Source organism: Acidibrevibacterium sp., from assembly GCF_049965395.1.
GTDB classification, from domain to species: domain Bacteria; phylum Pseudomonadota; class Alphaproteobacteria; order Acetobacterales; family Acetobacteraceae; genus Acidibrevibacterium; species Acidibrevibacterium fodinaquatile.
Genome location: NZ_JBMFWJ010000004.1, coordinates 76746 through 98441 on the forward strand (window position 1 = coordinate 76746; position 21696 = coordinate 98441).

The 21696-nt window shown below is 64.9% G+C and carries 22 protein-coding genes; 8 read left to right on the forward strand and 14 right to left on the reverse strand.

The window, feature by feature from the left end; all coding sequences use genetic code 11:
- A partial coding sequence (locus tag ACP5M5_RS02730) for an SLC13 family permease (RefSeq protein ID WP_427935374.1) occupies nucleotides 1–446 on the forward strand: 446 nt, incomplete at its 5' end.
- Nucleotides 447–455: 9 nt separating this feature from the next.
- On the opposite strand, the gene ACP5M5_RS02735 is transcribed toward ACP5M5_RS02730, so the two are convergent.
- From ACP5M5_RS02735 to ACP5M5_RS02755, 5 genes are read right to left on the reverse strand one after another with little or no spacing between them, the layout of a single operon-like run.
- Complete coding sequence (locus ACP5M5_RS02735; RefSeq protein WP_427935376.1) at nucleotides 456–1079, reverse strand: hypothetical protein; 624 nt, start codon at nucleotides 1077–1079, stop codon at nucleotides 456–458.
- An 11-nt stretch (nucleotides 1080–1090) separates the two neighbouring features.
- Nucleotides 1091–1897, reverse strand: coding sequence for an ABC transporter permease (locus tag ACP5M5_RS02740; RefSeq protein ID WP_427935377.1), 807 nt, complete (start codon nucleotides 1895–1897; stop codon nucleotides 1091–1093).
- On the reverse strand, nucleotides 1894–2676 hold the full coding sequence (locus tag ACP5M5_RS02745; RefSeq protein WP_427935379.1) for an ABC transporter ATP-binding protein: 783 nt from the start codon (nucleotides 2674–2676) through the stop codon (nucleotides 1894–1896). The genes ACP5M5_RS02740 and ACP5M5_RS02745 overlap by 4 nt, the downstream gene beginning before the upstream one ends.
- A complete protein-coding gene (locus tag ACP5M5_RS02750; protein ID WP_427935381.1) occupies nucleotides 2666–3640 on the reverse strand; it encodes a PQQ-dependent catabolism-associated beta-propeller protein in 975 nt (324 codons plus the stop codon). Before ACP5M5_RS02750 ends, ACP5M5_RS02745 begins: the two co-directional genes overlap by 11 nt.
- Entirely contained in the window at nucleotides 3625–4854 is a 1230-nt protein-coding gene (locus tag ACP5M5_RS02755) for an ABC transporter substrate-binding protein (protein ID WP_427935382.1), read from the reverse strand. The genes ACP5M5_RS02750 and ACP5M5_RS02755 overlap by 16 nt, the downstream gene beginning before the upstream one ends.
- Nucleotides 4855–4953: 99 nt before the next feature.
- Here ACP5M5_RS02755 and ACP5M5_RS02760 point away from each other — a divergent pair, with 99 nt between their 5' ends.
- From ACP5M5_RS02760 to ACP5M5_RS02775, 4 genes are all read left to right on the forward strand, one after another.
- Nucleotides 4954–5445 carry a DUF3280 domain-containing protein gene (locus ACP5M5_RS02760; protein WP_427935383.1) on the forward strand — a complete coding sequence of 164 codons (492 nt, stop codon included), beginning with the start codon at nucleotides 4954–4956 and terminating at the stop codon, nucleotides 5443–5445.
- Between the two features lie 107 nt (nucleotides 5446–5552).
- Nucleotides 5553–6539 (forward strand): ABC transporter substrate-binding protein, encoded by a 987-nt coding sequence (locus ACP5M5_RS02765; RefSeq protein ID WP_427935385.1) that lies wholly within the window; start codon nucleotides 5553–5555, stop codon nucleotides 6537–6539.
- Between the two features lie 119 nt (nucleotides 6540–6658).
- The gene (locus tag ACP5M5_RS02770) at nucleotides 6659–7282 is read left to right on the forward strand and encodes an ABC transporter permease (protein ID WP_274964905.1); all 624 of its coding nucleotides are present in this window, start codon (nucleotides 6659–6661) and stop codon (nucleotides 7280–7282) included.
- Complete coding sequence (locus ACP5M5_RS02775) at nucleotides 7279–8022, forward strand: ABC transporter ATP-binding protein (RefSeq protein WP_427935387.1); 744 nt, start codon at nucleotides 7279–7281, stop codon at nucleotides 8020–8022. Before ACP5M5_RS02770 ends, ACP5M5_RS02775 begins: the two co-directional genes overlap by 4 nt.
- Here ACP5M5_RS02775 and ACP5M5_RS02780 read toward each other — a convergent pair.
- Both ACP5M5_RS02780 and ACP5M5_RS02785 read right to left on the reverse strand, forming a co-directional pair.
- Nucleotides 8006–8383, reverse strand: coding sequence for a c-type cytochrome (locus tag ACP5M5_RS02780; RefSeq protein WP_427935389.1), 378 nt, complete (start codon nucleotides 8381–8383; stop codon nucleotides 8006–8008). The genes ACP5M5_RS02775 and ACP5M5_RS02780 overlap by 17 nt on opposite strands.
- Nucleotides 8384–8508: 125 nt before the next feature.
- Nucleotides 8509–10857, reverse strand: coding sequence for a TonB-dependent receptor (locus ACP5M5_RS02785; protein WP_427935391.1), 2349 nt, complete (start codon nucleotides 10855–10857; stop codon nucleotides 8509–8511).
- A gap of 228 nt (nucleotides 10858–11085) precedes the next feature.
- Here ACP5M5_RS02785 and ACP5M5_RS02790 point away from each other — a divergent pair, with 228 nt between their 5' ends.
- Together ACP5M5_RS02790 and ACP5M5_RS02795 are read left to right on the forward strand one after the other, a co-directional pair.
- Entirely contained in the window at nucleotides 11086–12483 is a 1398-nt protein-coding gene (locus ACP5M5_RS02790; RefSeq protein WP_427935393.1) for an ATP-binding protein, read from the forward strand.
- On the forward strand, nucleotides 12462–13121 hold the full coding sequence (locus ACP5M5_RS02795) for a response regulator transcription factor (protein WP_427935394.1): 660 nt from the start codon (nucleotides 12462–12464) through the stop codon (nucleotides 13119–13121). The genes ACP5M5_RS02790 and ACP5M5_RS02795 overlap by 22 nt, the downstream gene beginning before the upstream one ends.
- Before the next feature lie 28 nt (nucleotides 13122–13149).
- On the opposite strand, the gene ACP5M5_RS02800 is transcribed toward ACP5M5_RS02795, so the two are convergent.
- The 7 genes from ACP5M5_RS02800 to ACP5M5_RS02830 all read right to left on the reverse strand — a co-directional run bounded on the left by ACP5M5_RS02800 (nucleotide 13150) and on the right by ACP5M5_RS02830 (nucleotide 20345).
- Nucleotides 13150–13848 (reverse strand): FkbM family methyltransferase, encoded by a 699-nt coding sequence (locus tag ACP5M5_RS02800; protein WP_427935396.1) that lies wholly within the window; start codon nucleotides 13846–13848, stop codon nucleotides 13150–13152.
- Between the two features lie 16 nt (nucleotides 13849–13864).
- The gene (locus ACP5M5_RS02805) at nucleotides 13865–14917 is read right to left on the reverse strand and encodes a phosphotransferase (RefSeq protein ID WP_427935397.1); all 1053 of its coding nucleotides are present in this window, start codon (nucleotides 14915–14917) and stop codon (nucleotides 13865–13867) included.
- A gap of 2 nt (nucleotides 14918–14919) precedes the next feature.
- Nucleotides 14920–15705, reverse strand: a complete 786-nt coding sequence (locus ACP5M5_RS02810) for an SDR family NAD(P)-dependent oxidoreductase (RefSeq protein ID WP_427935398.1) — start codon at nucleotides 15703–15705, stop codon at nucleotides 14920–14922.
- A 10-nt stretch (nucleotides 15706–15715) separates the two neighbouring features.
- Nucleotides 15716–16942, reverse strand: a complete 1227-nt coding sequence (locus tag ACP5M5_RS02815) for an acyl-CoA dehydrogenase family protein (RefSeq protein WP_427935400.1) — start codon at nucleotides 16940–16942, stop codon at nucleotides 15716–15718.
- A gap of 98 nt (nucleotides 16943–17040) precedes the next feature.
- Entirely contained in the window at nucleotides 17041–18252 is a 1212-nt protein-coding gene (locus ACP5M5_RS02820) for a peptidoglycan -binding protein (RefSeq protein WP_427935402.1), read from the reverse strand.
- 39 nt (nucleotides 18253–18291) lie between these two features.
- Complete coding sequence (locus tag ACP5M5_RS02825) at nucleotides 18292–19446, reverse strand: flagellar motor protein MotA (RefSeq protein WP_427935404.1); 1155 nt, start codon at nucleotides 19444–19446, stop codon at nucleotides 18292–18294.
- On the reverse strand, nucleotides 19443–20345 hold the full coding sequence (locus ACP5M5_RS02830; protein ID WP_427935406.1) for an OmpA family protein: 903 nt from the start codon (nucleotides 20343–20345) through the stop codon (nucleotides 19443–19445). Before ACP5M5_RS02830 ends, ACP5M5_RS02825 begins: the two co-directional genes overlap by 4 nt.
- A 140-nt stretch (nucleotides 20346–20485) precedes the next feature.
- Here ACP5M5_RS02830 and ACP5M5_RS02835 point away from each other — a divergent pair.
- A partial coding sequence (locus tag ACP5M5_RS02835) for an AAA family ATPase (protein WP_427935407.1) occupies nucleotides 20486–21696 on the forward strand: 1211 nt, incomplete at its 3' end.

Genomic DNA, 21696 nt, shown 5'->3' on the forward strand with positions numbered 1-21696 from the left:
CCGGCGGGCTCAAGCCGAGGCGTTTTTACGCCGAGATCGATTGGCCGCTCTTGCTGATGTTCGCGGGATTATTCATCGTCGTCGCCGGATTGCAGGCAGCCTTCATCGGCCCGCGCGCGCTCGCGATGGTCGCGACTTGGCATCTCGACCGCACCGCGCCGCTTGCCATCGTCGTCGCCGTGCTCTCCAACATCGTGAGCAACGTGCCGGCGGTTTTGGTGCTGCGGCCGTTCATCGATCCGCTCGCCGACCCGCAGCACGCCTGGCTGATCACCGCCATGGCGGCGACGCTGGCTGGCAATTTCACCCTGCTCGGCTCGGTCGCCAATCTGATCGTCGTGCAGCGCGCGGCGGCGGAAGGGATTCGCGTCGGGTTTTGGGATTATTTTGTCATCGGCGCGCCACTCACCGTCCTGACCTTGCTGGTTGGCATCTGGTGGCTGTGATCCGGCGCGTCACGGCGCACCGAGCAGGGCTTGCAGCGCACGGGCATAGGCGCCGAGGCGGGCATCGAGGTCACTCGGCACCTGGCAGGCATAGCGGATGGTCTCGCCGATATCATGGTAGCTGCGCACCAGAAGGTCGTGGCGCTCGGTGATGCCGGCGCGCTCGGCCGCCTGATCGCCGCTGGCATCGGCTGGGATCGCCTGCAACGCCGCCTCATCGCTCTCGATCCGCTTGGCGAGTGACCGCTGACGAGCGCCGAGCGATTTGAGACGCGCAATCACCGCATCGCGTTCTTTGTTGGTCTGCTCGACGAGGGCGGTGAACGCCAGCGGCACTGTCTTGGCGCGTTCGGCCACGGGGAGGCTTTGGGCAAAGGCGGTGAGCTTGGCGATCCCGTCTTCGGTCGGAACGTCACGCGGCGAGATCGCCTCGATCAACGCCGAGAGCCTTGGATCGGCATGCCAGTCCGCACCCGCAGGTGCCGCCGGGCCGGTCCAATAGGTGGCAGGCGAGAGATGCGACACCAGGCGTTGCTGGCATGGCCAATAGGGGTCAGCGGCGGGCGGTGCGGCCTCTGCTTTCGCAGCAAGCGCGAGGGTCAGGGCGAAAACCAGGAAGCTGCGGCAAACCATCGAAACTCCTCTCATTCCGCGCCAGCCCGGCGCGCCATCAGGCCGCGCCCCGGATCATAGCCCCAGACCGCGAGCGCGACGAAAACCACGAGATAGCCGCAAACCACCAGCGCCGACAGGGCGTTGAAACGATCATAGAGCGCAAAGCGGATCAGTTCTGTCGCATGCGTGAAGGGGTTGATTTCGGAAAGCCAATAAATTACCGGGCTCGCCTCCTGAACGCGCCATAACGGATAGAGCGCAGACGACGTGAAGAACATCGGAAAAATCACAAAATTCATCACGCCCGCAAAATTCTCCAACTGGCGAATGAAGGAGGACAAGACGAGCCCGAGCGCCCCCAGCATCAGCCCGGCGAGGATGAGGGCCGGCAACACCGCGACATAGCCGCTGAGCGGCGGCGTGATGTCCCAAAACCAGGCGATGGCCATGAAGATATAGGCCTGCACCACCGAGACCGCGACGCCGGCGAGCAATTTGGCGACCAGCAGGAACCAGCGCGGAAACGGGCTGATCATCAGCGTTTTCATGCTGCCCATTTCACGATCATAGACCATCGAGAGCGAGCTTTGCATGCCATTGAACAGCTGGATCATCGCGAGAAGGCCGGGCGCGATATAGACCTCGTAGGGGATGTAAGTTTCGTAAGGAGGAATGATCGAGACGCCGAGCACGAAATGAAAGCCTGCGGCAAAAATCGCGAGCCAAACCAGCGGTCGCACCAAAGCGGAGACGAAGCGCCCGCGCTGATTGAGCCAGCGCAGCGCCTCGCGCCGCACGATGCCGGCAAGGCAGCGCCCATAATGTCGCGCGTTCATGGCCGGGCTCCGTCTCTCGCCGTGGCGTCCTCGGCGATCAGCCGGTCGAACGCCGCCTTGAGCGAGGTTTCGCCGGCGCGGGCGAGGATCTCGGCGCGTTCGCCGGCGGCACGCACCCGGCCTTGATGGAGAATGACGATGCGCGCATCCGCCCCGGCTTCATCGATGAGATGGGTCGCCCATAAAACGCCGAGCCCCTCTTTCGCGCAAAGTCCACGCACATGATCGAGCAGGAATTGCCGGCTCGCCATGTCGAGGCCGACCGTCGGCTCATCGAGCAGCAGTAGCGAGGGATGATGGATCAGCGCGCGGGCGAGTTCGACGCGCCGGCGCTGGCCGCCGGAGAGCAGCCGCACCCGCTCGCGCCGACGCGCGGCAAGGCCGACACGCTCCAGCTCCTCGTCGATGCGCGCCATCGCAGTGCTGCGCGGCATGCCGTGCAGCGCCGCATGATAGAATAAATTCTGCTCGATGGTGAGATCGAGATCGAGAGTCGCTTGCTGAAACACGACACCCATGCGCCGGAGTGCCGCTTGTGCGTCGTTCTGGAGATCATGGCCGAAGACACGGATCGCACCTTTGCGGCTGTGATAAAGCCCAGTGACCAACGCGAACAAAGTCGTTTTGCCAGCGCCGTTGAGGCCCAGCAAAACGGTGAAGTCGCCTTGGCCGACAGAGAGCGAAACGTCGCTCAGCGCCTGGCGGGCGCCGAAAGCATGGCTCAGCCCTTCAACGACCAGTGGCGCCGCCGGCGACTCCGCGCCGTGCTCACGGGCCATAAACCACGCCCCAGGGCAGATGGCCGACCGGCACCGATTTCGTTACCTTGAGTTCCTCGACATCGATCACCGACATATCGTTGCTGACCCCGTTCGCGGTATAGAGCGTCTTGCCGTCGAAGGAAAAATCCATGTGCCAGACGCGTTGACCGACGAGCAGGTATTTTTTCACGGCAAAGCTTGCGGCATCGACGACGGCAACGCGATTGGCCGGGCCAAGGGCGACGAAACCCCATTTCCCATCCGGCGACAAATTGATCCCGACCGCTTGGATGGTTTCGGCAGGCACACCCGGGATCGCAAAGGTGATGGTGTGGATCACTTTATGGCTGGCGACATCGATGATCGAGACATTGCCGCCGACTTCGGAGGAAACCCAGACCTTATCACCCTCTTTGGTGAAGGCGGCAAAGCGCGGGCGTGAGCCGACGAGCACGCTCGCGATCATTTTATGGGAGGCGGCATCGATGAAATGCGCCATGCTGGTGGTCTCGGAGGTGTTGACGATGGTCTTGCCGTCGGGGCTCACCACCATCCCTTCGGGCTCGACGCCGGTTGGGATTTCCCCGCTGATCCTTCCGGTCGCGACATCGACGATCGACACCTCGTTGTCATCTTCGTTGGAAACATAAAGCGTCTTGCCATCCGGGCTGAGCGCGAAGGTTTCCGGATCGGGCCCGCTTTGGAGGGTGCGGGTCACGGTGAGGGTGGCGAGGTCGAGTTCCTCGATATGATCGGCATCCGAGGTGCAGACATAAAGGCTTTTGCGGTCTTTCGCGAGCAGCAAACCACGTGGGCGGGCACCGACCGGGATCGTCTTGACGATCGCGAGGGTTGCCGCGTCTACCACCGTGACGGTGTTATCCTTCTCGTTGGACACATAGAGATGATCCGCCCGCGCCGCACCGGCGGCGAAAACCAGGCAGCAAAGCGCGGCGAGGCCGCGGGTCAATTGAGATGGCATGTGCTCTCCGGCTGATCGACACCGAGCGTGTCGGTTTCGAAAAATTCGTGTAAAAACCCGGGCTGCGGCGAAATCGACACCAACGAGCGGGGATCGGCGAGCAAGACCGGCTGGCGCAATTGCCCGTCCCAGGCGCGGAAGCTGAGACGTTCGCCCTTGAACGCCGCCAACTCAAATTTCGGGGAGCGCAAATAGGCGCCGATCACCGCGGGATCGCTGCTATGGGTGCGGATGGCGGCCTCGCCGAAGGCGCGCACCGCCATCCAGGCGCCGTAATCGCGTTCGGTCATCCAGCGATGGGCGGCGCGGAGAAAGCGGTTTTGCAACTGGGTCGCGCCGGTTTCATCGTAAACCCGCGTCCACGCCGTCGCGACCAGCCCCTGCGTGCCGGCGACCGGGCGGGCCAGCGTCGCGCGATAGCCAAGCTCGTCGCCGAAATTGTCTTCCTCATCCGCGACCACGAGGAGATCGTAATCAACACCCTGAGTGATGTTGGCGACTTCGGTATTGACCTCGAAATGCCCGGTATCGGCGCGCTGTTCGGCGGGGTTGAAGGTCCAGAGTTTATCGGCAACGATCTTGATTTGGAATTTTTTCGCAGCCCGCCGCAGCGCCTCGGCATAAAGCTTATCAGCCTCGGTCTGGCCAGACAGCAGCATGATCCGCCGCCAACTCTTGACCACGAGATACTGCATCAGCGCATCGGCAAGCATGGCGCGGCTCGGCAACACATGCAGAACATTGCGCCGGCAGCCTTCGGCGCGCAGCATGTCATCGCTGTCGGTGGCATCGATCAGGGTTGCGGTGCGGGCTTCCTGCAAATCGGCGAGCTTGAGCAGAAGCGGCGCCGGCACGTCGGTCACGAAAGCGCGTGCCCCTTTGCCGAGCCGATCACGAAACGCCGCGATCACCCCGGCCTCGTCGGGCGCGCTCACCGGCTCGAGGGTGAACGCCTGGCCGGTGAAGCGGCCGGTGGTGTTGTTGTCGGCGAGCGCGACGCTGGCGCCGGCGAGACCTTCGTCGGCGGGCGGCTGGTCGAGATAGCTTTCGGGAAAGCTGCGCTTTACGGTGAGCGCGAGATAGACGATCGCGATCTGTCCCGAAGGGGCTGCTGTCGGCGCCGCTGGGCTGGCCGCTGGCTGATCCTCGGCGCGGGCGGTGCCGGCGAGGGCGGCGGCGAAAACCAGCGCGATCCGCAGGGCGCGGAAAACCATGCGTCTCCTCCTCTTGTGCGCGGGCTCTTGTGCGCAGGGCGGGCGAGCGTTCATCATCATGCTGCCGGCTTATGGCATGGCATAACAGAGGGAGACGTTGTGGACAAATTTTCGCGGCTTGGGCTGATTTTTCCGCTCCTGGTCTTTGGGTTTCCGGCCATCGCCGCGCCGCCGACGATCGCGGTGTTCGATTTTACCCTGATCGACACCTCGCCGGCACCGCCGAGTGACGCCGAGCGCGCTCGCCTCGCAGCGCTCGGCAGCGACTTGCGCGCTAGGCTCGCGCAATCGGGCCGCTATCAGGTGCTCGACACCGCCCCGGCCCGCGCCGCCCTCGCCACGCTGCCCGACATCATGCGTTGCAATGGCTGTGAGCTTCCGCTGGCGCGCCGGCTTGGCGCCAGCGAGGTCGCCTATGGTTGGGTGCAGAAAGTGAGCGATTTGATCCTCAACATCAATCTGGTGATCGAAGACGCCGATAGCGGCCGCAAGCTTGCCACCGGCAGCGTCGATATTCGTGGCAACACCGATGAAAGCTGGCGGCGCGGCCTTGATTATCTGCTTGAGGAACGCATCCTCCCGGCACCGTGATGGGCGCCGCGTCTCAGTTACGCGCGGCCGTTGACAGGAGCCGGCTTTGCGCGACCATAGTCGCGCCTCGCCATCGGAATCATTAGGCGAGGGTGGGAGGAAGCCGCATGCTGCGCCGCCGTGCCGTTCTGAAAACCGCGTTTGCCGGAGCGCTGGGGGTAACCGTGCCGCGCCTCGCGCTAGCCGGGCCGCCGTTGCGCATCGGCGTTTTGCGGTTTGGCTCCTTCTCTTGGGCGCTCGATGTCATGCGTCGCCACGGCTTCGATGCCGCCGCCGGGGTCGCGCTCGACATGCGCCCATATGCCGGCTCGCCGGCGGCGCAAGTCGCGCTTCAGGCCGGCGAAGTCGATCTCATCCTGCAGGATTGGCTCTGGGTCGCACGCCAGCGGGGCGGCGGCGCGGATTGGAGTTTTATCCCGTTTTCCAGCGCCCTCGGCAGCGTGATCGTGCCGGCAACCTCGCCGATCCGCGCACTCTCTGATCTCGCCGGCCAGCGGCTCGGTGTCGCCGGCAGCGCGCTCGACAAAAGCTGGCTCATTCTGCGCGCCTATGCCGAGCGCCACGACCATCTCGACCTCGCCCACGCGACGCGGCCAAGTTTTGGCGCCCCCGCACTGCTCGGAGAAGAGCTTCGGGCCGGCCGGCTCGATGCCGAACTCACCTTCTGGCCCTTCGCCGCCCGCGCCGAGGCCGCCGGCATGCGCCGCGTGCTGGCGATGGAAACTGCGGTTGCGGGGCTTGGCATCGCGCCGGAGGTGCCGTTCGTCGGCTATGTTTTCTCAGCGCGCTGGGCCGAGGCCCATCGCGGCCTGCTCGATGGCTTCGTCGCCGCGGCCGCCAAGGCGCAGGCGCTGCTTGCAACCTCAGACGCCGAATGGGACGCCATTGCGCCGCTGACGGGGGCTGCGAACGCCGCCGAACTCGAGAAGTTGCGCGACGCCTACCGCGCCGGCATCCCGCGGCTTTCCCCGGCGGCCAACGAGGCGGCGGCGAGCGCTTTGTTTCAAGTGCTCGCCGCGACCGGTGGCGCGGCCCTTGTCGGCGACGCGAAGGCGCTGGCGCCGGGGACGTTCTGGCAGGCGGGGCTCTCCTGAACCGGGCTTCGGCCAGCGCGCGCCTCGCCTCGATCGTCGTTTTCCTGCTGGCTTGGGAAGCGGCGGCGTGGCTGGCCGAGAGCCGCTTACTGCCGCCCGCCTCGCGGGTGCTACGGGCGATGGTCGATCTCGCGCTGCATGGCGATCTCCTCGCCAATCTTGGCATTACGCTGCTGCGTGTTGCCGGCGCGTTCGCGCTCGCCATGGTAGTGGGTTCGGCGCTCGGCATCGCGCTTGGGATATGGCGCCGGCTCGATCTCGCGTTCGATAGCTGGCTCACGGTTCTGCTCAACCTGCCGGCGCTGGTCTCGATCATGCTGATGTATGTGTGGTTCGGCTTGAATGAGCCGACCGCGATCATCGCCGTTGCGCTCAATAAGCTGCCATCGACCGCGGTGACGCTGCGCGAGGGGGCGCGGGCGCTCGACCGCAGCCTGCTCGAGATGGCGCGTTGTTACCGGATGGGGCGCTGGGCGGTGCTGCGCCATGTCATCTTGCCGCAACTGACACCGTATTTCTTCGCCGCCGCGCGCTCGGGCCTTGCCATCATCTGGAAGATCGTGCTGGTGGTGGAATTGCTTGGCCGGAGCGACGGCGTCGGCTTCGCGATCGAGCAATATTTTCAGCTCTTCGACGTCACCGACATCCTCGCCTATACCCTCGCTTTCATCCTGGTCGTGCAAGCCATCGAATGGGGAGGATGGCAGCCTTTGGAACATTGGGCCAATCGATGGCGCCGGTGAGTCTCGAGGTTATGATCCGGCGCAAGCTGTTTCCCGGCGCGCGCGAGCCGGTGCTCGCCGATCTCGCCTTTTCGCTCGGCGCGCAGGAGATCGTCGCCCTGGTCGGCCCCTCCGGCTGCGGCAAAACGACGCTGCTGCGCCTGATATCCGGCCTCGATCCGGCGTTCGAGGGGAAGATCACTTGGGTGCGAGAGGACGGTTCCGAGCCATTTGGCGCGGCGCCGCCGCGCCTTGGCATGGTGTTTCAAGAGCCGCGGCTGCTGCCGTGGCGAACCGTCTGGCAGAATCTGGCGCTGGTTTTGCCACCCGGGCAAGAGGCGGCGGCGGCAGATCTGCTCAAGCGTCTCGGCCTTTGGGAGGCGCGCGATGCCTATCCCAGCCGGATTTCGCTCGGCATGGCGCGCCGGGTCGCCATCGCCCGCGCCTTCGCGATCGCACCAGCTTTGGTGCTGCTCGATGAACCGTTCGCCTCGCTGGACGCGAGCAACGCCGAACTTGGGCGTGCCGTGTTGCGCGACGCCTGGGCAGAGCGGCCGACCGCAGCGCTTTTGGTGACGCACGATCTGACCGATGCTGCCGCCCTCGCCGATCGTGTCTTGATGCTGGCCGAAAGCCCGGCGCGCATCACGGCTGATGTCACCATCCCCGCAAGCGAGCGGCGTGGCGATCGCACGACCACCGCACAGCTTGCCGCACGCTTGCGCGATATTCAGGAAAAAGGGGCTATTTCAAGCTCTTGAGATAAGCGATGACGTTTTGGCGATCAGTCGCGTTAGGAAGGCCAGGGAAAATCATCTTGGTGCCGGCGACCATCGCCCTTGGATTGGTGAGCCATTTGTCGAGCGAGGCATCATCCCAGGTGATGTGCGAATCCTTCATGCCGGCGGAAAACGTGTAATTCGGCACTTCCGCGGCGGGTTGGCCGGCGACGTTCCAGAGACTCGGCCCGAGCTTGTTCACGCCCTTGTCCGGCGAATGGCAGAGCGCGCATTTCTGCTGAAACAAGGTCTTGCCGGCGGCGGCGTCGCCATCCGCATGAGCGGCGGAGGCCAAGGCCAGCGAGCCAAGGGCAAGGGTTGCGGCCGCGATTAACCGATGCATGGGGTTCTCCTTCGATAGAAGACTAAATTGGGACTGTTTATCAAAGCCATACGCCTCGTTCGTGGGCGCGGCGCGAGTATAGGAACACTCCCGCAAGCTTGTCGAGGCGAGAGATCACTGAGCCGTCAGAACGACACCGTGATGCCGCCATAGGCCTCGATCGGGTTGGCCGGGGCCAGCGCGCGCGGGTTGGAAGCGCCAGGGGCGCTCGGGATCGGCACGAGGTTGGTCGGGCTGAGCGTGCCGTAGGTGTAATAATCGGCGTTGAAGGCGTTATCGAGCATCGCGAACAATTTTATGTGTTTGGTGAGCTGGTAGCTGGTGTTGAGATTGGTGACGAAATAGGCGCCGGTGGTCGGGAGAAGATTGGCCTCGTCACCGAACAGATATTGGCCGGATTGATAGGTGCCATCGGCCCCGACTTGCCACGCATCGGTGATGTTATAGGAAAACCCGATTTTCGCGATCCAGTTCGGGATGCCGGGAAGCGTGTCGCCGGGGCGGATATGGATGTTGCCGTTGGCGTCGGCGCCAGGATTGTTCGGGCTCGAAATGGTCAAGCCATTCTGATAGGTTGCGTTGATATAGGAGGCATTGGCGAAAAATTCGAATTTTCCCTGCGTCAGCGTGCCGCCGAGATCGACGCCTTGGCGGCGGGTATCGCCGATATTCTGATAATAGGCCGAGCCCTGGACCGGGCTATAGATGAATTGAATGTCGTTCATCGTGTCGGTGCGATAGGCGCTCAGATTCCAATCGAATTTGGCGTTGCCGTAGGGCGTGAACTGGCCACGCAGGCCCGCCTCGAGGGTATGCGCGATCACCTGTTTGAGGTTGGGATCGCCGGCGAAGAAATTGGAGAGAGTGCAGGGGCTCGCGGGGTCGGAGCAGGACAATTCCTCCGGCGTCGGCGCGCGATTCGACTCGGCGAAATCGGCATAAGAGGTCACATGCGGATTGATTTTGTAGGTGAGGCCGATCTGCGGGTTAAAATGTGCATAATCGTGATTGCCCGAGAGCGAGCCATTATTGGGATCGACGCCGACGAGATCGGTTTGCGCATAATTGAAGCGCCCGGCGACGGTGAGCGTGAGCGCTGGCGTGATATCGAACATATCGATGAAATAGAGGCCATAGTAATTCGTCATGTCATTGAGCCGGACCGGCATGATCGACTGATCGGCCTGATCGATGGTGACGCCCGGCCCGACGAAGCTCATCTGGTCATTGGGGTTGAGGCCGCCGAGCAGCGTGTTGCCGGTGAAGGTGTTCTGGCTGCCGTCATAGCTCGCGCCGGCGGTGAAATGATTGGCGTGGCCGAACAGGGTGCCGGTGTTGGTCGCTTGGATGGATAATCCGTAACCGTTGGTGTTGGTGTCCTGCACGTTGAGCTGCGAATAGGGGCCGCCATTGAGGTAATTCGGGATCGGCACGAACCCGGTCGTGGTCAGGAACTGTCCCGGCCCGGTGCAAAGAAAATTGCCGCAGGGCGTGGCATCGGGGACATTGCCGTTGACGACGCTTTGCAGAAAATTCTGAAAATAGGCGACAGTCTGGACCGAGGTGGTGTCGCTGACCTGATAGGAGCCGTTCGCCGAAATTTGGGCGTATTTGTTGCCGAGAAAATTGGGCGCGGTGAACACCGCCGAGCGATCGGCGTCCAGCTCCTGCACCGGCACCGTCGCTGGCTCGTTCAGTTCATTGTCGGCGGCGGTGACATTGATGTGCAGCTCGGCGGCGGCGCCGCGCCAGCCGAAATCAGCGTAGAGCTTGTTGAGATGCGAGGATTCGTCTTGGCGCCAGCCGCCGGAGTAAAGCCCATCGACCGCGGCATAGACCGCCGTGTTGCCGAATTGTGCGCCGTATTCGCCATAGCCCTGCAGCCGGTCATAGGAGCCGCCGAGCACGGTCGCGTCCATGCCCTGAAAGGTAAAACCATTCTTCATCTCGACGGCCATCGCGCCGCCGAGCGCGTTCAGGCCGAACACCGGGTTGGTGCCCTGGAATTCGACGCGGTCGATCGCGACACTCGGCAGTAAATCCCAATTCACGACATCGCCGAACGGCTGATTGAAGCGCACGCCGTTGACATAAACCGCGATGTCTTGGGAATTGCCGGCGATCGGCGAGGCCTGAAAGCCATGATAGAAAATATTGGGGGCAAACGTGTTGCCGGATTCGCTGCCGATCGAAACCCCCTGCGCCTGTTGGCTCAAACTGCCGAGCAGATTGGGCGTGCCGTCGAACGAGAGATCGTGGCTGTCCAAAACCTGGGTCTCGTCCGGCACCTTGTCGCGCTCGACATCGGAGCCGAGCAGCGGCGTCGAGCCGATGACGTTGGTATCGGGCAGCGCCGTGATGTCAGGCAGGGTGGTGACCGGGGACGCCGGTGCCGGCGCCTGCTGCGCCGCCGCGTGATCCGCCCCGCCGATCGCAAGCAGCGCCGCCAGCACCGCCAAAGCGAAGCCCCGCATCGTTGTCCTCCCTCACGCAACCGTGTTTTTGCTCCCATCGGGTAGGACGGCGAGGGCTTCGCGTCAATCGCAATGATTGCGCGTAAACCTCTGAAATTTCCCCCGTTATTGCAAAAAATGACGAGTGTGTGGCAAATTATGCGAGGCGTTCGCCGCCGGCCATCGGCCGGGCTTGCCGGCGCCGCGTTAAAGGCGCCATTTTGGCGAGACCCGACCCTTTTGGCAGCCATGGCCTCGCTCCGCACCCGCTTGATCGTTCTCCCCACCGCCGTGCTCCTGCTCGGGCTGATCGCGACGATCGGCTTTTCCGTCTGGCTTGGGCGTCTGCGCGTGCAGGCGGAAACCGCGTCGGGGATGCGTCTTGCGACGGTTCTGGTGCGCGCCGAACTCGCCGCCGTCGCTGATGAGGCGAGATCCGGGCCGGTTTTCGGCCGGCTGGTGGCAGCATTGCCCAGTGTCCGCCACGTCGATCTCGTGATCATGCCGGCGCCCGATCTGCTGCCTTTCGGCGAGGCGCTATTCTTGAAGGGGGACGCTGCGACCGTGCCGCGGTTTTTCGTCCGTTTGCTCGCCTCCCCCAGCGCTGCTGTGAGTTTTCCCATCCGCCGCGCCGGCAATGTCTATGGCAGCGTGATCCTGATGCCCAATCCGCTCGACGAGATGCGGGAAATCTGGGGCGAGTTGCGCTTTCTCGCAGCCCTGCTTGCCGCCCTTGCGTTGATCATCACCGCTATTCTCGTCGCGCTCGTTCATGTTTCGCTCGCGCCGATCGGCGATCTCGCTGAGGCGCTCGACCAGCTCGAGCATGGCCGCTTCGATATCGCGCTCGCGCCGATCCGGGTGCGCGAATTGCGCCGCATCGGCGCCCGCTTCGACAGTCTGGCGCGCTCGCTCGGGCGTCTGCGCGACGATAATCATCGGCTGATCGACAAGCTGATGTCGCTCCAGGAGGAGGAGCGCAAGGAACTCGCCCATGAGCTGCATGACGCGTTCGGCCCGGCGCTTTTTGCCATTCGCGCCGATGTCGCCGGCATTGTGCGGGCGCTCCGCGAAAGCCCGCCGCCGCTGCCGGCGATCGCCGAGCGGGCGCGGGCGATCGCCGGCCTCACCGACGGTATCCAGGGTGTCACCACGCGGCTTCTCGAGCGGCTGCGCCCTCTGGTGCTCGATGAACTCGGGCTGGAGGCCGCGCTCGATCAGGTTTTCGCCGCCTGGCAAGACCGCTATCCCGCCTTGCAGTGCACCTTGGCGATTGAACCGGGCGCGATCGGCCGCGTCGACGAGCGGCTGGCGCTTGCGCTCTATCGTGCGGTGCAGGAGGGCCTGACCAATGTCGTGCGCCACGCCGGCGCGCGCGCGGTTCGGATCGAGCTGCGGACCGATGGCGCGCAAGCCGGCGGCGGGCGGCTGCTCGAACTCACGATCGCCGATGATGGGCGTGGCTTCGCGCCCGAGCAGCGCTTTGGCTTCGGGCTGCTTGGCATTGCCGAACGCGTCCGCGCGCTTGGCGGGCGGATCGAGACCGGGCGCGCCGCCGAAGGGGGGGCGTTGCTGCGGTTGACGTTGCCGCTCGCGCCCGCCAAGGAGGCACCCGAGGATATGACATGCAAGCCGCCATCCTGCTGATCGACGATCATCCGATCGTTCGCGACGGCTGTCGCCGCCTGCTTGAAACGCGTCCGGATTTCACCATCCTCGAAGCCGGCACCGGCACCGAGGGGCTGGCGATGAACCGCCGCCACGGTCCCGATCTCATCATCCTTGATCTCAACCTGCCGGACGGCAACGGCCTTGAATTCCTGCGCCGCCTGCATAGCGAGACGCCGGCGGCGCGGGTGCTTGTGTTCAGCATGTATGAGGAGGCGGCGTTCGTTGCCCGGGCGCTCGAGGCCGGTGCGCGCGGCTATCTCACCAAGCACGACGACCCTGAGGCGTTGCTTGCCGCGGTGGACGCATTGCTGCGCGGCGAACGCTATCTCGGCCATCGCGTCGCGCAGAAATTGGCGCTCCTCAGCTTGCAGCCGGCTGATGATCCACTCCGCGGCTTGACGGCGCGCGAGTTGGACGTGCTCGATCTCCTCGGCAGCGGCGCCGGGCTCGCCGACATCGCCGCGGCCCTCGGGCTTAGCTACCGCAGCGCCGCCCATATCGCAGCACAGCTGCGCACCAAGCTCGCTCTGCGCAGCCAAGCCGCGTTGGTGAAATTCGCGGTGGAAACCGCGCCTGAGCGCCGTGCTCGCCGCGACGACGGGCAAAGAGAATGACCAAACGGACGCCGGCGATGGCGCGGTGTCAAAGGCGCTCGGCCGGGAGCACCATGAAATTGGTTTTGCCTTCATAGCGCTGAAAAGCATCAGCGCGGCGATAGGCCTGTTCGTCGCACCATTGCGCGAACGCCGCCTCGTTCGTGCCATCGACCTCGATGAACAGCGCCGGGCGCCAGCGCGCGATGGTCCGCGCCAATCCCGCCAAGACGTCCATTTCGGTGCCCTCGACATCGATTTTTACGAGATCGACCGGCCGTGCCGCGAGCACCGCATCGCCCGGCAGGCAGCGCAATACGCCGTCCGGCGCGGGCTGGATCGCGGTGCAGCCGAGATTATCGGGATCCGGCTGCACTAAGCTCACCCGCCCCTCACGCTGGCCGAGCGCGGCGCCCAGAAACCCGATGTCGCAGGATTTGAGTTCGTTCAGGTAGCGGTTGAGGGCAAAAATTCCGATTGCCTCGGGGTTGATTTCGAAATTGATGATCCGGCGCGGGTTGCAGAATTTTTCGATGAAAATCGAGTGGTTGCCGACATTGGTGCCGATATCGACGAACACCCCGCCCTCGTGGAAATAGCGTGCGATGATCGCCAATTCCTCACGCTCATAGAAAATGCCCTGGAGGTGATGGCTTTGGATATGGTCGTCGGGATTGCGGACGAAAAAACGAATCTCCCGATCCTGAATGCGGGTTTCGACCACGGTCCCTGGGAGCAACCGTACCAAGCTATCCTCCCACCGTTCAGACGCTGAGCCTCTGGGCAAATTGCCAAGCACGCTCGGCGATATCCTGAAACATCTGGCCGCGCTCCAACGCGCGGGCATCCGCCGCATTGCCCTCGACGGCGCGACGATACACGCCGGCAACGATCGACGCCAGTCTAAACATCGAAAAAATGATCATAAATTCGAGATCAGGAACCCCCGCGCGGCCGGTGCGCGTGCAATAGCGGGCGATATAGTCCTTTTCGCTCGGGATGCCGAGCGCCACCAGCTCCGCCTCGGCGCCGCCACCGGCGCTTTCGGGCAAGCGATAGGTGAGGAGATTATAGGCGAGATCGGCGAGCGGGTGGCCAATGGTCGCCAACTCCCAATCCAGCACCGCGACGACGCGCGGCTCGGTCGGGTGGAAGATCAGATTGCCGAGGCGAAAATCGCCATGGGCGATCGCCGCTTCCTCGGTCGCCGGCAGATGTTCCGGCAGCCAGCGCATGAGGGCATCCATCGCTGGCACGTCGATGGTGCGCGAGGCCTCGTATTGTTTCGACCAGCGCGCCACCTGCCGCGCCACATACCCCTCCGGGCGGCCGAAATCGGCAAGACCGAGGGCCTGGTAATCGCAGCCATGGAGCAGGGCGAGGACGCGGTTCATATCGTCATACATCGCCGCGCGCTCGCCAGGGGTCGCGCTGGGCAGGGTGCGATCGGCGAAAACCCGGCCCGGCACGTGATCCATGATGTAAAACATTTGCCCGATGACGCTCTCATCGCGGCAGAGAAGATGGACGCGCGGCACCGGCACCGCGCTCGCCGCCAATGCCTTGAGCACGGTGAATTCGCGGTCGACGGCATGCGCCGAGGGCAGCAGCTTGCCCGGCGGCTTTTTGCGCATGACATAGACGCCGCTGCTGGTTTGCAAATGAAAGGTCGGGTTGGACTGCCCGCCTTGAAACTGCCGCACCACGAGATCGCCGCCGAAGCCCGAAAGATGCGCGGCGAGGTAGCGCGCCAGCGCTGCCTCGTCGAAACGATGGTTGGGAAGAACCGGAACCAGTTCCGGCGTGCCGTCCGCCATCGTCAGCCCGCCGCCTGCACCGGCGAGCCGATGGTAACGCCGCCATCGATGACGATCGTCTGGCCGGTGGTGAAGCTGCCCGAGGGCCCGGCGAGAAACACCGCCGCACCCGCGATCTCATCAGGCTCACCGATCCGCATCAAGGGCGTATCTTTCGCGCGTTTTTCGCCGATCTCCGGATTTTCCCAGAGAGCGCGGGCGAAATCGGTGCGGATCAGGCCAGGGGCGAGACAGTTTGCGCGGATGTTTTTTGGCCCCCATTCGACTGCGATATTGCGCACGAGCTGCATATCGGCGGCTTTGGAGAGGCCATAGACGGCGAGCAGCGGCGTGCCGCGAAGGCCAGCGATCGAGGAGACGACGATGATCGCGCCGCCGCCGCGCGCCGCCATGCCGGGCAGCGCCATGTTGCAGAGCCAGAAATTGCTCCGCACATTGGCGCCCATGATGCGATCATACGCGTCGTCCGGGATACCCGCCGAGGGGCCGAAATAGGGATTGACGGCGGCGTTGCACACCAGGATGTCGATGCCGCCCCACTGCGCGGTGGTTTTGTCGACCAGCGCCTGAAGCTGCTCCTTATGGCCGATATGGCAGGGGATGACGATCGCCTCGCCACCCGCCTTGGTGATCGCCTCGGCGACCGGCGCGCAGGCGTCTGGCTTGCGGCTCGAGACCACCACTTTGGCGCCGTGCGCTGCCATCGCCTCCGCGATGGCGCGCCCGATGCCGCGGCTCGAGCCGGTGACGACGGCGACCTTGCCGGTGAGATCGAAGAGATTTTTCATCACACGCTCCTCACGCGTTCGGCCGCGCTGGGCGGTATTTGGCGAGTTCGAGGCGGCCGAGCTGGAAGCGATGCACTTCGTCCGGGCCATCGACGATGCGCATCGTGCGCGCCGTCGCATACATCCGCGCGATGCCGAAATCGCTGGTGACCCCGCCGCCGCCATGCGCCTGAAGCACCCAGTCGATCACCTGACACGCCATATTCGGCACCGCGACCTTGATCGCCGCGATCTCGCGCCGTGCTTCCTTGTTGCCGACGGTGTCCATCTTCCACGCCGCGTGCAGCACTTGCAGGCGCGATTGGTCGATCATGATTCGGGCATTGGCGATGCGCTCGATGATCACCCCTTGCTCGGCGAGCGGGCGACCGAAGGCAATGCGCTGGGTCACACGCTGGCACATTTTCTCGAGCGCGCGCTCGGCAAGGCCGATCGTGCGCATGCAGTGATGGATGCGCCCGGGGCCAAGCCTGCCTTGCGCGATCTCGAAACCACGGCCCTCGCCGAGCAGAATGTTCGAGGCCGGCACACGGACATTCTCGAACAATATCTCGCCATGGCCGTGCGGCGCATCGTCATAGCCGAACACCGGCAGCATGCGTTTGATGGTAAGGCCCGGGGTGTCGCGCGGCACCAGGATCATCGATTGCTGGCGGTATTTGTCGGGGTTGTGCGGGTCGCTCTTGCCCATGACGATGAAAATCGCGCAGCGCGGATCGCCGGCGCCCGACGACCACCATTTGCGCCCATTGATGACGTAATGATCGCCGTCGCGCATGATGCTGGTCTGGATGTTGGTTGCGTCCGACGAGGCCACTTCCGGCTCGGTCATCGAGAAACAGGAGCGGATTTCGCCCGCGAGCAGCGGCTTCAGCCAGCGCTCCTTGTGCTCGGCGCTGCCATAGCGCTCGATGGTTTCCATATTGCCGGTATCGGGCGCGGAGCAGTTGAACACCTCCGAGCACCATTGCACCCGCCCCATGATTTCGGCGAGCGGCGCATATTCGAGATTGGTGAGGCCCGCGCCATGCGAGGATTCGGGGAGGAAGAGATTCCACAACCCCGCCGCCCGCGCGACCGGCTTGAGCTGCTCGATGATCGGCACCGGCTGCCAGCGATCGGCGGCGCCGTTGATTTGCTGGTGATAGGTCTCCTCATGGGGATAGATATGCTCATCCATGAAGGCGAGCAGGCGTTCGCGCAAGGCGTTGACCTTGTCTGTGTAAGCAAAATCCACGGTTTTCCTCCCGGCCTGGGTGCTTCGGTTCGAAGCCTACCCTAGGCAGAGAGCGGCGGCGCGCAAAGAGGGAAAATCATACCCGCCAGCGGCCGCCATCAGCGATCGGTCAGGCGCAGCTCGATCCGCCGGTTGCGGGCATAGTCCTCGGGCGCATCGCCGGGGGCGAGCGGTTGATAATCGGCAAACCCGGTGGCAGCGAGGTGATTGGGCGGAATCCCCTCAGCGATCAGTAATTTAACGACGTTGATGGCGCGCTGGGCGGATAATTCCCAGTTCGAAGCGAAGGCGCCGGTGCCGCTGATCGGCTGGTGATCGGCGTGGCCATCGACACGGAGGATCCAGTTGACATCGGGCGGGATCTCTTTGGCGATGTCCTTCAGCGTCGCCGCCAGCTTGCGGATTTCCTCGGTGCCGGTAGCCGAGAGATCGGCGCTGCCGACCGGGAACAAGACCTCGCTTTGAAAGACGAAGCGGTCGCCGACGATCTGGATCCCGGGCCGGTTGGCGAGAACCTCGCGCAGCCGGCCGAAGAATTCCGAGCGATAGCGCTGCAGCTCCTCGACCTTGGCGGCCAGCGCCGCGTTGAGGCGCTGGCCGAGATTACTGATTTGCACGTCTTTCGCTTTTGACGCCTCTTCGGACGCCGCGAGCGCGGTGGAAAGCCCTTGTAACTGCTTGCGTAATTCCGCCATCTGCTGATTGAGGAGGGCGATTTCGGCCCGCGCGCTGTCGGAGAAATTCTGCGCCTCGGCCAACTGCGCGGCAACCGCGGCGCGGCGCTCGGCCTCGGTGGTGGCGCGGGCGGCGGCATCCTCGGCCTTTTTTTCCAACTCGTCACGCAGCGCGCTCAAGGCCGCGACCTGTTCGTTGAGGCGGGCGAGATCGGCAAGCCGGGCCTCGAGGGTTGCCTTGTCCGCCTTGATGGTGCGCTGCCATTCCGCCTCCGCTGCCGCCAAGGCGCTTTGCGTGGCGGCAACCTGTTGCTGGCTTGCCGCAAGCTTCTCGGCGAGATCGGCGCGGGCGGCGTTGGCTTGCGTGAGGCTCGCGCTCAGGGTCGCGACACGGGCGCTGAGATCGGTGGTGCGGCTTTTTTCGAGGGCCAGCAGGTCGGCGAGCTGCGAGACCTTGCCGTTGAGCTGATCGAGCGCCTTGTTACGGTTGGAGAGCACCACCGAGAGAAACGCCTGCGCCAGCACGAACACCAGCAACACGAAGATCGTCGTCATAAGCAGCGTCGACAGGGCATCGACATAGCCCGGCCACGGGTTGAGCCCTTCCTGGTGGCTGCGGCGGCGGGAAAGCGCCATGGGTCGGCTCCTGAAACAGCGATGTCGGCGGCGTTGCGGCTATTTCTGCGGCTCTTCGGCGAGGGCGGCGATGGTGCGGGTCAAGAGGCGGATATCATTGCGCAGATCGCTGGTGCTTTGCGCGCGACCTTGTTCGATTTCGGTCAGCATGCGCTGCAGCGCCACTTCGATATTGCGCAGATGGGCGCGCGCGACCTCGTCCCCCGGCTCGAATTTAGCTTCGGCGAGGCGTTGCAAGGCCGGCGCCAGCGCCGCCTGGGCTTCGGCGATGCGCAGCATGAGTTGCTGGCTGGTGCGCATTGTGTCCGAAAGCAGGCCGACACGCTCGGTCAGGGTTTGCACCGCGTGGTTGGCCTGAATGCGCCCCTCCTCGCCGCGCGCCAGGATGCGTTGGAGATTTTCCATGTTCTCGGCGGTTTGCTCGAGCAGCGCCTGGACATAGACCGGGATCGATCCCTCCCCATCGCCGCCGAGCGGGCTGGTGCCGATGCGGGTGATGCCGGCGAGCCATTCCTCCAACTCGTTAAAGAAGCGGTTTTGCGCTTGTCCGGCGGTGAGATCGAGAAACCCGAGAATGAGCGAGCCGGCAAGGCCGAACATCGACGCCGAAAATGCCATGCCCATGCCGTGCAGCGGCTTTTGCAGGCCGGATTTGAGCTGCTCGAACATCACCGTGACATCGCCATTGCCGATCGCCATCGCGCCGATGACGTCGCCGACCGCGCTGACGGTGCGCAAAAGCCCCCAGAACGTGCCGAGCAGGCCGAGAAAAATCAAAAGCCCGATCATGTAGCGCGACAATTCCCGGCTTTCGTCGAGCCGGCTCGCGATCGAATCGAGCAGGCTCCGCATCGCCGCCGCAGACAGCGTGAAACGCTCGCTCGCTTCGCGGCTCTTGTTGCGCTGGGCGGCGAGCATGTTCGCCATCGGCGCGAGAAGGCGCGGCATCGGCAGGGTGGAAAGCCGCGGCCGCGCCGTGCGAAAGGTTTCAACCCAGGTCACTTCCGGGGAAAGCCGCGTCACCTGGTGCAGATTCCAGATGATACCGGCGAGCAGCACCAGGAAAATCAGGCTGTTGAGAATCGGGTTGTTGTGAAAGACGGCCTCCAACGTCGGGGCGAGAAGCGCCACCACCCCGCCGGCGATGAGAAGAAAAACCAGCATCCGGAGCAGGTACAAGGTTGGCCGGGTCATGGCGGCGGGGGTTTTCCCTCTGAGGAAGGATCATTGGGTGCGGCATTGGGCACCGCCGGCTGGGGTGGGCCGGGCGGTGGCGGCGTCGCGGCCACCGCCGCCTGGGAAGTGACGACCACGAGATCGACACGATCGGGCGGGCCATCGCGTGATGCGGTGCCGAGCGCCCGCAGATAAATCCGCGTCGAGGGCACCCCGGCCGCCATCAACACCGCGCGGGCGGCGAGCGCGCGATCGAGGGAGAGGCGCCGCGGCGTCGAGGGATCTTCCTTGGCGCCGCTGGCATAGGCGATGACATTGACCACGGCGGCGGGATTTTTCGCGGCTTCGCTGCCGATCTGGCGCAAGGCGGCGTCGGTTGCGGGGTTGAGATCGGCGCTTTCGGGGGCGAAGGTGATCCGCGTGCCGCCGGGAACCTCGATCACCTCGCCAGCCGCCGCGGCGACCACCGGCGGCGGTGGCGGCGTGACATTGGGATGCTCGGGTGGCGCCGCCGCCGCCGGCGGGAGCAGCGGCGAGGCCGGTGGCGCGGCGGGGACGGTCAGGTCTTCCGGCGCCGTCCCCAAGCGCACGGCGGGCGGCGCTGCGGCCGGCGGCGTGGCTGCGGCGGCAGGCGGTGGGGCGGGGGCTGCTGCGGCGGGCGGCTTGGCCTTCGCCGCCGGCTTGCTTTGGGCTTTGGGCTTGGGCTTAGGCTTTGGTTTTGCCGGCGGTTTCGGCGTTTCGCTTGGTGTCGCGCCGGTTTGCGCCGGCGCTGGCGCGGCGGGCGGGGGGGGGGCCGCGGCCGGGGGCGCGGCCGGGTTTTGGTCGAGCGCACCGGGATTGACCGTCACCTGCGCCGCCGCCGGCAGCGCCAGCGCCAACGAGAGAGCAAAAACCAAAGCAGGGACTATCGCGCGCATGCGGCGCCGACCCTAGCCCGATCGCGCCCGCCACTCAATTGCGCGTGCACGGGATTGGCCGGCCCTCGGCGCTTGCTGCCACGTCCGCTTCTGACGCAGCGATCCGGCATGACGGTGGGCCAACCCCAATGCCGAGAGCAATGATGCGAGAAGACGCCGCCCCCATCCCCCTCGATCCCACGCTCGCCGCGCCCTTCACCCTCCGCTGCGCGGCCTTCGCGCACGCCGCCCTCACCCCGCGCATGCCCGAGGGGGTGGCGCTCGCCACCTGGTTCAACCAATCCTCGAGCCAGGAAAGCCCCGAGGAAATCGTCGATTTATTTTCAATCCCGCTCCCAACTGCCCCCCCGCCCCGCGTCACCGCCGCCGGCTGGCAGCGGCTCGGCCGCGCGCTCCGCAAGGAGGAGGTGCGCCCGCAAACGCTCCCCGAACGCGCCGCCCACGCCTGGGGCGCGGCGCTCACCCGCCGTCTCGCCCTCGATCCCTTGGATTCCGCGATCCTCGCGCTCGCCCTCTATTACGTCTCCCATCAGCGCTTCGAGCGCCTGTTCGACATGCTGAGCCAAAGCCGCGGCGGCCCGACGCAGTTTCACCGCAGCCCCTGGCTGTTGGGGCTTTTGCTTGGCGTCGCACCAAAGCAGATCGAGCGCCGTCTCGCGCCGGAGGCGAAATTGCTGACGAGCGGCCTTTTGCATCCCGGCAAAAGTGGCGATCTCTCGCTCCCGCAGCGGCTCACGGCGCTGGTCCGCGCCGGGATCGCGCCGGAGGGCGATATCTACGATCAGTTGCTCGGTGCCCCCGCCAGCGCGGCGCTCCCCTGGGCCGCCTTCGTCCATCTCGGCCGCGAGGGCGAGATCGCCGCCGCCCTCCTCGCCAACGCCCTCCGCGGGCGCGAGCGCGGCGTCCATCTCTTGCTCTACGGCCCGCCGGGCACCGGCAAAACCGCCTTCGCCAAAGCGCTCGCCGCCCATCTCGCAACACCGCTGCGCCTGATCACCGAAAGCAACGACGACGAGGGCGAGCCCGACCGTGATGACCGGCTCGCCGGGCTCCGTCTCGCCAACCGCCTCGCGACACCGGGCGATATGCTGCTTCTGTTCGACGAGGCGGAGGATCTTTTTGCCCCCCGCCATGATCCGTTCGAGACGCGGCGCGCGGGCTCGCGCGTTTTCATCCATCGCCTGCTCGAGGAGATGGCGGTGCCGATGATCTGGACCGCGAACGATGTTCACGCCCTGGGCGCCCCCGTACTGCGGCGAATGACGATGTGCCTCGAGGTCAAGACCCCACGTCTCCCGGCGCGCACGCGGCTCTGGCGCGAAATCGGCGAGAGCGCCGGCGTGAAGCTGGC

What these genes read in the sequence shown, in the direction of transcription:
- ACP5M5_RS02735 (WP_427935376.1), bottom strand. Translation starts at nt 1,079, where the DNA reads ATGGTTTGCCGCAGCTTCCTGGTTTTCGCCCTGACCCTCGCGCTTGCT.
- ACP5M5_RS02740 (WP_427935377.1), bottom strand. Translation starts at nt 1,897, where the DNA reads ATGAACGCGCGACATTATGGGCGCTGCCTTGCCGGCATCGTGCGGCGC.
- ACP5M5_RS02745 (WP_427935379.1), bottom strand. Translation starts at nt 2,676, where the DNA reads ATGGCCCGTGAGCACGGCGCGGAGTCGCCGGCGGCGCCACTGGTCGTT.
- ACP5M5_RS02750 (WP_427935381.1), bottom strand. Translation starts at nt 3,640, where the DNA reads ATGCCATCTCAATTGACCCGCGGCCTCGCCGCGCTTTGCTGCCTGGTT.
- ACP5M5_RS02755 (WP_427935382.1), bottom strand. Translation starts at nt 4,854, where the DNA reads ATGGTTTTCCGCGCCCTGCGGATCGCGCTGGTTTTCGCCGCCGCCCTC.
- ACP5M5_RS02765 (WP_427935385.1), top strand. Translation starts at nt 5,553, where the DNA reads ATGCTGCGCCGCCGTGCCGTTCTGAAAACCGCGTTTGCCGGAGCGCTG.
- ACP5M5_RS02770 (WP_274964905.1), top strand. Translation starts at nt 6,659, where the DNA reads ATGGTCGATCTCGCGCTGCATGGCGATCTCCTCGCCAATCTTGGCATT.
- ACP5M5_RS02780 (WP_427935389.1), bottom strand. Translation starts at nt 8,383, where the DNA reads ATGCATCGGTTAATCGCGGCCGCAACCCTTGCCCTTGGCTCGCTGGCC.
- ACP5M5_RS02785 (WP_427935391.1), bottom strand. Translation starts at nt 10,857, where the DNA reads ATGCGGGGCTTCGCTTTGGCGGTGCTGGCGGCGCTGCTTGCGATCGGC.
- ACP5M5_RS02790 (WP_427935393.1), top strand. Translation starts at nt 11,086, where the DNA reads ATGGCCTCGCTCCGCACCCGCTTGATCGTTCTCCCCACCGCCGTGCTC.
- ACP5M5_RS02795 (WP_427935394.1), top strand. Translation starts at nt 12,462, where the DNA reads ATGCAAGCCGCCATCCTGCTGATCGACGATCATCCGATCGTTCGCGAC.
- ACP5M5_RS02805 (WP_427935397.1), bottom strand. Translation starts at nt 14,917, where the DNA reads ATGGCGGACGGCACGCCGGAACTGGTTCCGGTTCTTCCCAACCATCGT.
- ACP5M5_RS02810 (WP_427935398.1), bottom strand. Translation starts at nt 15,705, where the DNA reads ATGAAAAATCTCTTCGATCTCACCGGCAAGGTCGCCGTCGTCACCGGC.
- ACP5M5_RS02820 (WP_427935402.1), bottom strand. Translation starts at nt 18,252, where the DNA reads ATGGCGCTTTCCCGCCGCCGCAGCCACCAGGAAGGGCTCAACCCGTGG.
- ACP5M5_RS02825 (WP_427935404.1), bottom strand. Translation starts at nt 19,446, where the DNA reads ATGACCCGGCCAACCTTGTACCTGCTCCGGATGCTGGTTTTTCTTCTC.
- ACP5M5_RS02830 (WP_427935406.1), bottom strand. Translation starts at nt 20,345, where the DNA reads ATGCGCGCGATAGTCCCTGCTTTGGTTTTTGCTCTCTCGTTGGCGCTG.